Raw genomic sequence first — 12,511 nt, forward strand, 5'->3', positions numbered from 1 at the left:
TCAGCGGAGTAACTTTGTAGCATGAATATAGAAATTATTCTTGGCGTCAGCATGTTCACCGCCATCATACTTGCGCTGGTGTTTGTAATTCTGGCTGCGCGTGCAAAATTGGTGAGCGCGGGTGATGTGACTATTAACATCAACCACGAAAAATCAATCACTGTAGCCGCAGGTGGAAAACTGCTGCAAACACTGGCAAATAATGGTGTATTTCTGGCGTCTGCGTGTGGCGGCGGCGGTACCTGTGCCCAGTGTAAGTGTATTGTGATGTCCGGTGGTGGCTCCATGCTGCCTACCGAAGAGACTCACTTCAACAAGCGTCAGGCCCGTGAAGGCTGGCGTTTGTCCTGCCAGACTCCGGTCAAGCAGGATATGGAAATTGAAGTACCGGAAGACGTGTTTGGTGTTAAGCAGTGGGAATGTACTGTTGAATCCAACCCTAACGTTGCTACCTTCATTAAAGAGCTGACCTTGCGTTTGCCGGAAGGTGAAAACGTTAACTTCCGTGCCGGTGGTTATGTGCAGCTGGAATGCCCGGCTTATCATGTGAAGTTCAAGGACTTCGACATTGAGCCGCAATACCGTGGTGACTGGGAACACTTCAAGTTCTTTGATATGGAGTCCAAAGTGGACGAGCCGGTTATCCGTGCTTACTCCATGGCGAACTACCCGGAAGAGAGAGGTATTGTTAAATTCAATATCCGTATCGCAACACCGCCACCGCGTACTCAGGGTTTGCCACCAGGGAAAATGTCTTCCTACGTGTTCAGCCTGAAGCCGGGTGACAAGATCACTGTGTATGGTCCTTTTGGTGAGTTCTTCGCCAAAGACACCAAAGCCGAGATGGTCTTCATTGGTGGTGGTGCCGGTATGGCGCCGATGCGTTCGCACATTTTCGATCAGCTGAAGCGTTTGAACTCACCGCGTAAAATGTCTTTTTGGTACGGTGCCCGTTCTTTGAAAGAATTGTTCTACAAAGAAGAGTACGACCAACTGGCAACTGATTTCAGTAACTTCCAGTGGCACGTGGCGATGTCTGACCCGCAGCCGGAAGATAACTGGACAGGTCCTACCGGGTTTATTCATAACGTATTGTTTGAAAACTACCTGAAGGATCACCCGGCGCCGGAAGATTGTGAGTTCTACATGTGTGGACCTCCAATGATGAACGCGGCGGTTATCAAGATGTTAAAGAGCCTCGGTGTAGAAGACGAAAATATTTTGTTGGACGATTTCGGTGGCTAATCAAAGCGTGATGAAAATTTTTATTCACACTTGCAAAACGAGGTCAGCGCTGCTGACCTCGTTTTTGTTTTTATGTCTTCTGCAAATTGGCTGCGCCAGGACTGATGAACCCGCAAGCTTCAAATTATCGGGGCAAACGATGGGTACGACTTACCACATCACTGTGGTAAGCGATGGCGGCAGCAAATTTCCTGTCAGCGAAGAAGCGCTACATGAGCAGGTTGATAATGAGCTGCGTTTTATTAACCAGACCATGTCAACGTATATTCCCGATTCGGAATTGATGCTCTTTAACGCCGCGCCAGTAGGGGAGTTGATCGCTGTTTCCCAGCCTCTTCGCGAGGTGTTTGAGCTGAGTGATTTCATCAGCCGCGAAAGCGGTGGCACCTTCGATGTAACTGTTGGGCCGCTGGTGAATTTGTGGGGCTTCGGCCCGGACAAGCATGAAGATGAAGTGCCGGATGCTGCGGTAATTGAGGAGCTTAAAGCGCGCCTGGGTTATGCAAATCTCGATTTGAGTGAAGCCGGTGCGGTTCGTAAGCAGGGTGACGTTAAAGTCGACTTGTCTGCAATCGCCAAAGGCTATGGTGTAGATCGCGTGGCTTCTGTGATTGAAAAAGCCGGCATTCAACACTATATGGTAGAGATAGGCGGAGAAATTCGCACCCGTGGCCACAGCCCTCGCAATACCCCCTGGGTGATTGCCATTGAGCGGCCTTCTACGGTAGATCAGGAGGTTTTTACCACGGTTCGCCTTGAACAGGCGGGTATGGCGACTTCCGGTGATTACCGCAATTACTTTGAGAAAGACGGTAAACGCTTCTCTCATACGATCAATCCGGTGACGGGTTATCCCATTGAACACAATCTGGCGTCAGTTACCGTTATTGCGCCCACTGCCGCTGAAGCGGATGGCTGGGCTACGGCGATTATTGTGGCCGGCGTCGAAAAAGGCCTGGAAATGGCCGAAAAGCAGAAATTAGCTGTTTATATGATTGTCAAAGAAAACGAAGGCTTTGCCGAGCGCTTTTCCAGCGAGTTTTCAAAATTTAAACAACCGTGAAAAAGAGGTAAAAGTTATGGCTACGGTATTGGTTGCTCTGGTTGTCATGTTGATTTTCGTCGGTTTGATGTCTATCGGCGTTATTTTCGGGCGCAAGCCTCTCAAGGGCTCTTGTGGCGGTATGGGCGCGGCGCTGGGTGAAAAAGATTATGTGTGTGATCTCTGCGGTGACGATGAAAGCAAATGTGAAGAAATCAACGCTGTAAAAACATCCACTGAAGAAAAAAGCGCTTTGGCGTATGAAGTAACTCAAAACAATAAAAAGTAATACTGGTTGGTATCGGCAAAAAATACAGGTAGTTGTTTCGGTCAAACGGGGGTAAGAATGGCTGACCATGTTTATGATGTACTGGTTATTGGATCCGGCCCCGCCGGAGAAAGCGCGGCAATAGCCGCATCGAAAGCAAATTTGAGAGTAGGGGTTGTAGAAAACAGGCCTTTGGTGGGGGGCGCTTGTGCGCACAAGGGAACCATCCCGTCAAAATCGTTGCGGCATGTTATTCGACAAATTATTCACTACAAAAACAGTACGCTGTTCCGGGAGATTGGGGACAGCCGTCGCCTTACTTATCCCCGGATTTTAAAATCAGCCCGTCAGGTAATCCCCAAACAGGTTGAGTTGCACACCAATTTTTATGTGCGCAATCGCATCAATTTGCACATTGGTCAGGCGTCATTTATTGATGCCAATACGGTGAGTGTCAGTGTGGTAGACGGCGCTCGTGAAACCTTCACCGCCACCAATATTGTTATCGCCACCGGTTCATCGCCTTATCATCCTGCGGATGTGGATTTTAATCATCCGCGCATATACGACAGCGACACCATTCTGGATATGCAACACACGCCACGGCACATCATTATTTATGGTGCCGGTGTCATTGGTTGCGAGTATGCGTCGATGTTTTCCGGCATGGGCATGGTGGTTGATCTGATTAACAACCGCGATCGTTTGTTGTCATTTCTTGATGACGAAATTTCCGATGCCTTGAGCTATCACTTGCGTGACAGCGGTGTGACGGTTCGCCACAGCGAAGAATACGCACAAATTGAAGCCAATCAGCACAGCGTGACCCTGCACTTGAAATCGGGCAAGCGACTCAAAGCCGACGCGATTCTCTGGTGTAATGGCCGCAGTGGTAATACAGATTTATTGAATCTGGAGGCGATTGGTTTGCAGGCTGACTACCGTGGCAACCTTGAAGTAGACAAGCGCTACCGCACAGCGGTCGACAATATTTATGCGGTAGGTGATGTGATTGGCTGGCCGAGTCTGGCGAGTGCCTCGTTCGGGCAGGGGCGCGCGGTTTCCAGCATTATCGCCGGTGTAGAAATTCCGCCGGTGGATGATGTGCCGACCGGTATTTATACGCTGCCCGAAATCAGTTCTATCGGTAAAACCGAAAATGAATTAACCGCTGCAAAAGTGCCTTACGAAGTAGGGCGTGCTTTCTTTAAAAATACCGCGCGTGGTCAAATCAGTGGTGATGACGTTGGTATGCTAAAGCTGCTCTTTCATGTCGACACCTTGCAAATTTTAGGTGTGCATTGTTTCGGTGGTGAAGCCGCAGAGATTGTTCATATTGGTCAGGCCATTATGCAACAGCCGGGGGAAGGGAATAATATTGGTTACTTTCTCAATAATACTTTCAATTATCCCACCATGGCTGAGGCATATCGCATTGCCGCGCTGGATGGTATGAATCGCATTAACCGGTTGTAAGTTTTACCGCTGTTCATCTCTCGATCCCTCAATGTTTTGCATTGGGGGATTTTTATTTTGGTGCGGTAAATTTGCCGTGTGTTTTTCCTGTGTAAGATATCTCGCACAGGCTTTGCAGTGATTATTGACTGTTCATCTGCATCCTGATTTGCAAAGCTCCCTCTGACGCTGTTGGATGTATCAGCGTTTTCTCACTCAAAACATTAAAGGGATATTTATGAAGACATTGTCTGCTATTTTTGTTGCCATTCTTATTTTGATTGCCTCTCCTGCATTTGCCACTGACGATAATACGGCTACCGAATCCTTCGCTGCGCAGCTCGCCGTCAACATCAATTCTGCTGATGTCGAAACCCTGACCCAGTTGAAAGGTGTTGGCGAAAAGAAGGCTGCCGATATTGTTGCCTGGCGCGATGCCAATGGTACATTTACGTCGGTTGAGCAACTGCTGGAAGTGCGCGGCATTGGCCCGGCAATTCTTGAGTCCAATCGCGATCGCATTCAGCTCTGAGTAACCGGTTGGTATCAGGTCTTGTGGTGACGCAAGGCCTGACTTTATTACCGCTGTAGCTCCGGATGAAAAGACTAATCTTGCGGGTGATATGAATAAAGCCTGCAGTAACCGACCTTTCTTCGGAAGATTTCACCGCCTGCATGTGACTTTGTTTTCACTTTTTCTCTTTTCCTGACAATTTTTAGAAAAGCCTTTTTTTACTCAACTACACTTTAAAAATCAGCCGGTTAGCAGGTGCTGCGTGTTAAAATGCCGCATTTGATATCGGAACAGACCCAGGTCGGGAAAACCTCTCTTATTGTCTTTAAGACATTGTGGCTGTGGTGGCCGGTGTTTCTTCAAGCATGTTTACCACCCTCTCAACCTGCCGGACCAACAGATAGCCTTGTTTGTCCCGGTCTTTTCTGTCTCCGATAAACGCTGTTTCAACCCAACCGGCCCCGGGAGAATTTTATGAGCAATGCCAGCGACTCGCCTATTGTGGTGGCGATGGATTATGACAATATTGATGATTGTCTTGCGTTGGCCAGACGGCTGGCGCCTGAGCAGTGCCGACTAAAGGTCGGAAAAGAGTTGTTCACCAGTGCCGGCCCACTGGTTGTAGAAAAGCTGCACAACCTCGGTTTCGAGGTTTTTTTGGATCTCAAATTTCACGATATTCCCAACACCACTGCCAAAGCCGTAAAAGCGGCGGCTAACCTGGGTGTTTGGATGGTGAATGTTCATGCATCCGGTGGTGAGCGCATGATGTCTGCCGCTCGCGATGCGCTTGAAGGTGTAGCAGGAAAACGTCCGCTGCTGATTGCCGTGACCGTACTGACCAGTATGGACGAGGCGGATCTCAAACAAGTAGGTATTGCTACCTCGGCGGAAGAACAGGTGTTGCGTCTGGCGCGTCTGACCCATGCCAGCGGTCTTGATGGGGTGGTATGTTCTGCTCGCGAAGCTTCAATACTGCGCGCAGCAACCAATGACAACTTCTGTCTGGTGACTCCGGGTATCCGCTTACCCGACAGTCCCGCCGATGACCAGCGCCGCACACTGACGCCGCCGGTGGCGATAGCAGAAGGCAGCAGTTATCTGGTGATCGGACGCCCGATTACCCGTTCTGCAGATCCGGTCGCTACCTGCGCGGAAATTCTGAAAAGCTTGTCAGTCGGGCGGTAATTGCTCGTCATTGTGTAACCGCCTACTGAAAGGGTAAAAAAAATTGTCCGCATCTTCAATTAACACAGGCCTGGCTGCCAACACCGTTATCACCGTCGACGGCCCCAGCGGCGCAGGGAAGGGAACACTGAGCTATCTGTTAGCTCGAAAAACCGGTTTTCATTTGCTCGATAGCGGTGCGCTTTACCGTTTGGTAGCGCTTGCATCCTTGCAAGCCAATGCGGATCTGCAAGATCAGCCGGCGATCGAAAAAATTGCCGAAACCTTGAATGTTGTTTTTGATACATCTTCGGAGCCGGTCAGGGTTATGTTGAACAGTCAGGATGCAACCCTGGCCATCCGGGAAGAAAAAACCGGCATGACCGCCTCCATTGTTGCGGCCTACCCGGGTGTTCGTGCCGCTTTGTTAACACGGCAACGCGCTTTTGCATTGGCACCGGGTTTGATTGCTGACGGGCGTGATATGGGTACCTGCGTTTTCCCCAATGCAGATCTCAAATTTTTTCTCACCGCCAGTGCCGAGGCACGCGCTGAGCGTCGGTACCGTCAATTAATTGCCAAAGGTGAAAGTGTCGACAAAGCAGCATTGGTAAAAGATATTCAGGAGCGTGACGAGCGTGATAGCAACCGTAGCGTTTCACCTTTGAAGCCTGCGGCGGATGCTATTTTCATCGATAGCACCGAGATGACGATTGATGAGGTGCTGAATCTGATGCTGAGCAAGGCTCAACCTTTAATTTCACGCAGCGCACAATGAGTGGCTGTCTGCAAATCGTCAAAAATCTGTATTATGCTGTCATGAAATGTGGCAGCTGCATCATACTGCCGGCAAATTGTCCGGTACATTCTTGCTAACGACCAGAACGGAAACTCTTTATGAAATTGACATGTTTTAAGGCCTACGATATTCGCGGAAAGCTCGGCACCGAGCTGAATGAAGATATTGCCTACCGTATTGGTCGTGCCTACGCACAATTTTTACGCCCTGGAACCGTGGTGGTTGGTGGTGACGTTCGTCTTACCAGTGAATCGCTGAAACTGGCGGTCAGTAACGGTTTACGTGATGAAGGCGTAAACGTTATCGATATCGGCATGTGCGGTACCGAAGAAATTTATTTTGCTACGTCGCACCTGAAGGTAGATGGTGGCATTGTGATTACCGCCAGCCACAACCCGATTGATTACAACGGCATGAAGATGGTTCGTGCTGAATCGCGCCCTATCAGTGGCGATACCGGATTAAATGAAATTCAACGTCTGGCTGAAGAAAACCAATTCGACGCGGTTGATGAAACCGCGCGCGGTAGCTATAGCCAGCAATCCACCATTGACGCCTATGTAAAACATTTGCTGGGTTATGTTGATACCAGTTTGCTGAAGCCCTTGAAACTGGTCGTTAACGCCGGTAACGGTGCGGCAGGCCATGTGATTGATGCGCTGGAAAAGCACCTGCCTTTCGAGTTCATCAAAGTGCATCACGAGGCGGACGGCAACTTCCCCAATGGTATTCCCAACCCGCTGCTGGTAGAAAACCGCTCGGCTACCCGTGAAGCGGTGTTGGCTCACGGTGCCGATATGGGCATTGCATGGGATGGCGATTTTGATCGCTGCTTCCTGTTTGATGAGCGTGGTGAGTTTACCGAAGGCTATTACATTGTCGGTTTGCTGGCCGAAGCTTTCCTGGTAAAAAATCCCGGTGCCAGTGTGATTCATGATCCGCGTTTGATCTGGAACACCATTGATATTGCCGAGCGCAACGGCGGCAAAGCGATTCAATCCAAAACCGGTCACTCTTTTATCAAAGAGTTGATGCGTAAAGAAGACGCGGTATACGGTGGCGAGATGAGCGCTCACCACTACTTCAAAGACTTCGCCTACTGCGATAGCGGCATGATTCCGTGGTTGCTGGTGAGCGAATTAATGTCTCGCAAAAATCAAACGCTTTCTTCCATGCTGGAAGATTGTATTGCCCGTTTCCCGTCACCGGGTGAAATCAATAGCGAAGTACAAGACCCCAAAGCGGCTATCGACCGTGTGTTGGCGCACTATGAAAGTGACGCTATCGCCGTGGATCGCACCGATGGTATCAGCATGCAGTTCGACAACTGGCGGTTCAACCTGCGTATGTCCAACACCGAGCCGGTGGTTCGTTTGAATGTGGAAAGCCGCGCGGACAAAGCGTTGGTTGAAGCAAAAACCCGGGAAGTGCTTGCGCTGTTGAATCAATAATTTCTCAACAACATTGCCGGTGGATTGAAGCCTGCCGGCTATGCTTCATCAACTCAAGGATCATGACATGTTAATCAAGAAAGCGGTGATACCGGTAGCAGGTTTGGGAACGCGTATGTTGCCTGCTACCAAAGCAATACCCAAAGAAATGTTGCCTGTCGTCGATAAACCTCTTATCCAATATGTCATTGAGGAAGCGGCCGCCGCAGGCATCAGAGAAATTGTACTGGTAACCCATGCCAGTAAAAATGCCATCGAAAACCATTTTGACACCAGTTTTGAGTTGGAAGCCCAGCTTGAAGCACGTCTGAAGCGTTCATTGCTCAATGAAGTGCGTTCCATTACGCCAGCCGGCCTTACCGTTATTTCCGTACGTCAGGCCGAAGCCAAAGGGCTTGGTCATGCCATTCTGGCGGCACGCCCGGTTGTTGGTGACGAGCCTTTTGCGGTGTTGTTGCCCGATGTACTGGTTGATAACGTAGAGTGCGATCTGGGTAGAGACAACCTCGCTGGTATGACGCGCCGTTTTGAAGCCAGTGGTTTCAGCCAAATTTTGGTAGAAGAAGTTCCGCACAGTGAAGTTGACAAGTACGGCGTGGTGGATTGCTCGGGCATTGAAATCGCCCCGGGTGAAGGTGCTGCCGTTAAAGCCATGGTTGAAAAACCGGCCCCTGAAAAAGCGCCTTCCAACATGGCGATTGTAGGCCGTTATGTCTTATCACAGCACGTATGGGACTTGCTTGAAGAAACCGAACCGGGCGCCGGTGGTGAAATTCAGTTAACCGATGCGCTGGATCAACTGCTGAAAGAAGAAACCGTTGAGGCGTATCGTTTGATTGGTCGCAGCCACGATTGTGGAACCAAGATTGGCTACATGACTGCCAATGTTATCTATGGCAGTCGCCATCCGGATATCGGTGAACAATTTACCGACTTTTTACAAAAATTTGAGAGCTGATAATAAGCGGTAATAACCCGTAATGCTGATTGCGGGTAAACTGATGGCTATTGGCCCTGGCGTTGCCGCCTGCTGTCATGTCAGTTGTCAGATACCGCTCATTAATCAAGCTCATGAAATGCCTGTGTCATCGTCTTGACACAGGCATTCTACTTTTCAGGTGACAGCTTTTTAGTAAACGCTCTTTTGTCGAAACTTTTTACATGTCGGGCGTGAAAAAGTTGTAATTCCATCCTCAAAATAGCCAACAATAATGCCAAAAGTTTTTCGATTTTGGGTATGCTTGCTTCCTTTCATAAGAGTCACTTAAAGTACTCGCAGGCTTGCCTGAAAAATAATCAACCATGTTGTCGGGAGAGTGACATTGATTATCCCTGTTATCCTCGCTGGCGGTTCCGGTTCACGTTTGTGGCCTCTGTCCCGCCACCATTATCCCAAGCAATTACTGAAATTATTTGGTGATAAAACCATGTTGCAGCAAACCCTGTTACGGTTACAGGGTTTGGAAGATATGGCTGCTCCGATCGTGGTTTGTAACGAAGCCCATCGTTTTATGGTGGCTGAGCAGCTGCTTGAAATCGATATGCACGATGCCGTTATTTTGCTGGAGCCGGTGGCTCGCAATACGGCACCGGCGCTCGCCTTGGCGGCGATACAGGCACAACAGGCGGATCCGACGGCGGTGCTGTTGGTGCTATCAGCGGATCACATGATTCGTGAAGTCGATGTGTTTCTGCAAGCAGTGCGCAAAGCCGTCAGCGGTGCAAAGCAGGGCGCATTGGTAACTTTCGGTGTGCAGCCCTCGCATGCGGAAACCGGGTACGGTTACATTAAAACAGCCACTACCACCCTCTCGTCAGATAGTGCTTTGCTGGCGGTGGAAAAGTTCGTTGAAAAACCGAACCTCGCTACTGCTGAGGCTTATTTGCAAGCCGGTTGTTATTACTGGAACAGCGGCATGTTTGTTTTCCGGGGCGATGTTTTTCTGGATGAGCTGAAAGCGCAATCTCCCGAGGTGGTGCAGTATGCCGAGTCCGCCCATCGGTTGGCGGTCAAGGATCTTGATTTTATTCGCGTCGACAAAAAAACCTTCGCCCAGGCACCGAATATTTCCATCGATTATGCCTTGATGGAAAAAAGTAACAATGTGAGCTGTGTTCCATTGGACGCAGGTTGGAGCGACGTAGGCGATTGGCGTTCTTTCTCCGAATTGTCGGAAAAGGATGCCGAGGGCAACAGTTTTATTGGTGACAGCATCGACATCAGTTCTACCAATACCCTGGTGTTCAGTCGTGACAAATTGGTGGCAACACTCGGCGTGAATAATTTGATGATTATCAATACGCCCGACGCAGTATTGATTGCCGACAAGTCCCGTGCACAGGATGTTAAATCGGTCATCAGCCATATTGAGCAACAACAGCGTAGCGAGCATTTGCAGCACCGCGAAGTGTACCGGCCATGGGGTTGTTTTGATGCGATTGATGATGGCGATCGCTACCAGGTGAACCGCATTCGCGTGAAACCGGGCGCCAGTCTTTCGTTACAAATTCACCATCACCGCGCAGAACACTGGATTGTTGTGAAGGGCGTTGCATTGGTGCAAAAAGGTGACGAAGTCATGTTGCTCTCGGAAAACGAATCCACTTATATTCCCGTCGGTGTAAAACACCGTTTAAGTAATCCGGGAAAAATTCCGCTGGAAATTATCGAAGTACAATCCGGGTCGTATCTGAAAGATGATGATGTGATCCGCTATGAAGACAGTTACGGCCGTTCTTCTCTTTAATTGGCTGCCTCAAGGAGTTGTAGTGCATGAAAGTTACCGTATTTGGTACCGGGTATGTCGGATTGGTTACAGGAACCTGTCTGGCTGATGTAGGGCACGATGTTCTGTGTGTTGATATCGACCAGAAAAAAGTAGATAACCTCAACAACGGTATCATTCCTATTTATGAGCCCGGTCTTGAATCGCTGGTTCGCGATGCGGTGCAAAACGGTTTACTGCATTTCACTACCGACCCCAAGCGTGCTGTTGACCACGGCGAGTTGCAATTTATTGCCGTGGGAACGCCGTCCGGCGAAGATGGCTCTGCCGATTTGCAATATGTAGTGGCGGTGGCCAAAACCATCGGCGAATTGATGGATGGCTACAAAGTTGTTGTTAATAAATCGACCGTGCCGGTCGGCACCGCCGAAAAAGTACAGGCCGCTATTACCGAACAGTTGTCTGCGCGCAAGTCGTCGCTTGCATTTGATGTGGTTTCCAACCCGGAATTTTTGAAAGAAGGCGCTGCGGTTAACGACTTTATGAAGCCCGACCGTATAGTGGTGGGTACCGACAGTGAACAGGCGGAAAAGCGTTTGCGCGAGTTGTATGCGCCGTTTAACCGTAACCACGATCGTATGGTGTTTATGGATGTTCGCTCCGCTGAACTGACCAAATATGCAGCTAACGCCATGCTCGCCACCAAAATCAGTTTCATTAATGAGATGGCGAATCTGGCAGAACGTCTGGGTGCCGATATCGAACAGGTTCGTAACGGCATTGGTGCTGACCCGCGTATCGGTTATCACTTTATTTACCCGGGTTGTGGTTATGGTGGCTCTTGCTTCCCCAAAGATGTGAAGGCACTGATCAACATCGCTAAAGGTGTGGATTATTCGGCAAACCTGATGGAAGCCGTTGACCGGGTTAACCAGGCGCAAAAAAGCAGACTGGTTGATTACATTCACCAGCATTTTGGCAAAGATCTTAACGGTAAAACCTTCGCACTCTGGGGGCTTGCTTTTAAACCCAACACTGACGATATGCGTGAAGCGCCCAGTCGTGTATTGATGGAAGCTTTGTGGGCTGCCGGTGCAAAAGTGCAGGCATTCGACCCGGTAGCCATGGAAGAGACCCAGCATATTTATGGTCTGCGCGATGACCTTAAGCTGACCGGTACTAAAGAAGCGGCTCTGGAAAAGGCCGATGCTTTGGTGATTTGTACGGAATGGAAAAACTTCCGTGCGCCGGATTTTGAGCTGCTGAAGCGTACGCTTAATGCGCCGGTTATTTTTGACGGCCGCAATCTCTATGATCCGGCTCGTCTGGAAGAGTACGGTTTTGAATACTACGCCGTAGGGCGTGGCAAAAGCGTTCAACGCTTTTCCTGATTTTTTCGGTTGTTCCTTTCTTAATGCGGGATTTCCTCGTCTGCAGGAAATCCCGTACACTTCCCCGTTATTGAATCCAACGTCCGTTCTGTCAGGTATTCCTATGGCGCGCTTTCCCGAACTGCAATGTTATGAGGACTTTCTTCAGCTATCCCGCCGTTTGCTGGAGCTTGCCGAAGCCGGTGACTGGGAAGCATTCCAGTCGCAATTGGATGCGCGCCAGGCCTTGTCTGCCCGCCTGGAGGCGCAAGAGACGCTGGATGCAGTGGTTCATGCCGGACTGGCTGATGAATTGAGGCTGATGATTGCGGAGATCCATGTGGTAAATGACCGGATCGCTGCTGTCGCTGAATCGGTTCGGGATGAGTTGAGTACTGAAATTCGCCAGAATATGCAGGCCAGCAAAGCAATTAACGCCTATCGCAGCTGATAGCTGCGGTTTTTCAGGGCGGC

General features: G+C 49.7%; 12 protein-coding genes. All 12 read left to right on the forward strand.

What is annotated here, in order from left to right; translation table 11 throughout:
* The first annotated feature begins 21 nt into the window (after positions 1–21).
* The 12 genes from nqrF (at position 22) to C4F51_RS09195 (ending at position 12,488) form a co-directional block, all read left to right on the forward strand.
* The gene (nqrF, locus tag C4F51_RS09140) at positions 22–1,245 is read left to right on the forward strand and encodes an NADH:ubiquinone reductase (Na(+)-transporting) subunit F (RefSeq protein ID WP_193909185.1); all 1,224 of its coding nucleotides are present in this window, start codon (positions 22–24) and stop codon (positions 1,243–1,245) included.
* Positions 1,246–1,384: 139 nt separating this feature from the next.
* Complete coding sequence (locus C4F51_RS09145) at positions 1,385–2,308, forward strand: FAD:protein FMN transferase (RefSeq protein ID WP_235992308.1); 924 nt, start codon at positions 1,385–1,387, stop codon at positions 2,306–2,308.
* A 16-nt stretch (positions 2,309–2,324) separates the two neighbouring features.
* On the forward strand, positions 2,325–2,576 hold the full coding sequence (nqrM, locus tag C4F51_RS09150; protein WP_193909187.1) for a (Na+)-NQR maturation NqrM: 252 nt from the start codon (positions 2,325–2,327) through the stop codon (positions 2,574–2,576).
* Positions 2,577–2,633: 57 nt separating this feature from the next.
* A complete protein-coding gene (sthA, locus tag C4F51_RS09155; RefSeq protein WP_193909189.1) occupies positions 2,634–4,031 on the forward strand; it encodes a Si-specific NAD(P)(+) transhydrogenase in 1,398 nt (465 codons plus the stop codon).
* 217 nt (positions 4,032–4,248) lie between these two features.
* Positions 4,249–4,542, forward strand: a complete 294-nt coding sequence (locus C4F51_RS09160; RefSeq protein WP_202987659.1) for a ComEA family DNA-binding protein — start codon at positions 4,249–4,251, stop codon at positions 4,540–4,542.
* 456 nt (positions 4,543–4,998) lie between these two features.
* Entirely contained in the window at positions 4,999–5,712 is a 714-nt protein-coding gene (gene pyrF, locus C4F51_RS09165; protein WP_193909191.1) for an orotidine-5'-phosphate decarboxylase, read from the forward strand.
* Positions 5,713–5,755: 43 nt separating this feature from the next.
* The gene (cmk, locus tag C4F51_RS09170) at positions 5,756–6,469 is read left to right on the forward strand and encodes a (d)CMP kinase (protein WP_235992309.1); all 714 of its coding nucleotides are present in this window, start codon (positions 5,756–5,758) and stop codon (positions 6,467–6,469) included.
* Between the two features lie 119 nt (positions 6,470–6,588).
* Positions 6,589–7,941, forward strand: a complete 1,353-nt coding sequence (locus C4F51_RS09175; protein WP_193909193.1) for a phosphohexomutase domain-containing protein — start codon at positions 6,589–6,591, stop codon at positions 7,939–7,941.
* A gap of 67 nt (positions 7,942–8,008) precedes the next feature.
* Positions 8,009–8,899: a UTP--glucose-1-phosphate uridylyltransferase GalU gene (gene galU, locus C4F51_RS09180; protein WP_193909195.1), complete on the forward strand. Its 891-nt coding sequence runs from the start codon at positions 8,009–8,011 to the stop codon at positions 8,897–8,899.
* Between the two features lie 364 nt (positions 8,900–9,263).
* Entirely contained in the window at positions 9,264–10,688 is a 1,425-nt protein-coding gene (locus tag C4F51_RS09185; protein WP_193909197.1) for a mannose-1-phosphate guanylyltransferase/mannose-6-phosphate isomerase, read from the forward strand.
* Positions 10,689–10,714: 26 nt separating this feature from the next.
* Positions 10,715–12,058: a UDP-glucose dehydrogenase family protein gene (locus C4F51_RS09190; protein WP_193909199.1), complete on the forward strand. Its 1,344-nt coding sequence runs from the start codon at positions 10,715–10,717 to the stop codon at positions 12,056–12,058.
* Positions 12,059–12,161: 103 nt separating this feature from the next.
* Complete coding sequence (locus C4F51_RS09195; RefSeq protein ID WP_193909201.1) at positions 12,162–12,488, forward strand: flagellar protein FliT; 327 nt, start codon at positions 12,162–12,164, stop codon at positions 12,486–12,488.
* Positions 12,489–12,511 lie beyond the last annotated feature (23 nt).

Origin of the sequence: Cellvibrio polysaccharolyticus, from assembly GCF_015182315.1 — a bacterium.
GTDB classification, from domain to species: domain Bacteria; phylum Pseudomonadota; class Gammaproteobacteria; order Pseudomonadales; family Cellvibrionaceae; genus Cellvibrio; species Cellvibrio polysaccharolyticus.

Excerpts from the sequence above, each read along its gene's own strand:
- nqrM (WP_193909187.1), top strand. The coding sequence starts at position 2,325 with ATGGCTACGGTATTGGTTGCTCTGGTTGTCATGTTGATTTTCGTCGGT.
- galU (WP_193909195.1), top strand. The coding sequence starts at position 8,009 with ATGTTAATCAAGAAAGCGGTGATACCGGTAGCAGGTTTGGGAACGCGT.
- C4F51_RS09195 (WP_193909201.1), top strand. The coding sequence starts at position 12,162 with ATGGCGCGCTTTCCCGAACTGCAATGTTATGAGGACTTTCTTCAGCTA.
- C4F51_RS09160 (WP_202987659.1), top strand. The coding sequence starts at position 4,249 with ATGAAGACATTGTCTGCTATTTTTGTTGCCATTCTTATTTTGATTGCC.
- pyrF (WP_193909191.1), top strand. The coding sequence starts at position 4,999 with ATGAGCAATGCCAGCGACTCGCCTATTGTGGTGGCGATGGATTATGAC.
- C4F51_RS09175 (WP_193909193.1), top strand. The coding sequence starts at position 6,589 with ATGAAATTGACATGTTTTAAGGCCTACGATATTCGCGGAAAGCTCGGC.
- sthA (WP_193909189.1), top strand. The coding sequence starts at position 2,634 with ATGGCTGACCATGTTTATGATGTACTGGTTATTGGATCCGGCCCCGCC.
- C4F51_RS09190 (WP_193909199.1), top strand. The coding sequence starts at position 10,715 with ATGAAAGTTACCGTATTTGGTACCGGGTATGTCGGATTGGTTACAGGA.
- C4F51_RS09145 (WP_235992308.1), top strand. The coding sequence starts at position 1,385 with ATGGGTACGACTTACCACATCACTGTGGTAAGCGATGGCGGCAGCAAA.
- nqrF (WP_193909185.1), top strand. The coding sequence starts at position 22 with ATGAATATAGAAATTATTCTTGGCGTCAGCATGTTCACCGCCATCATA.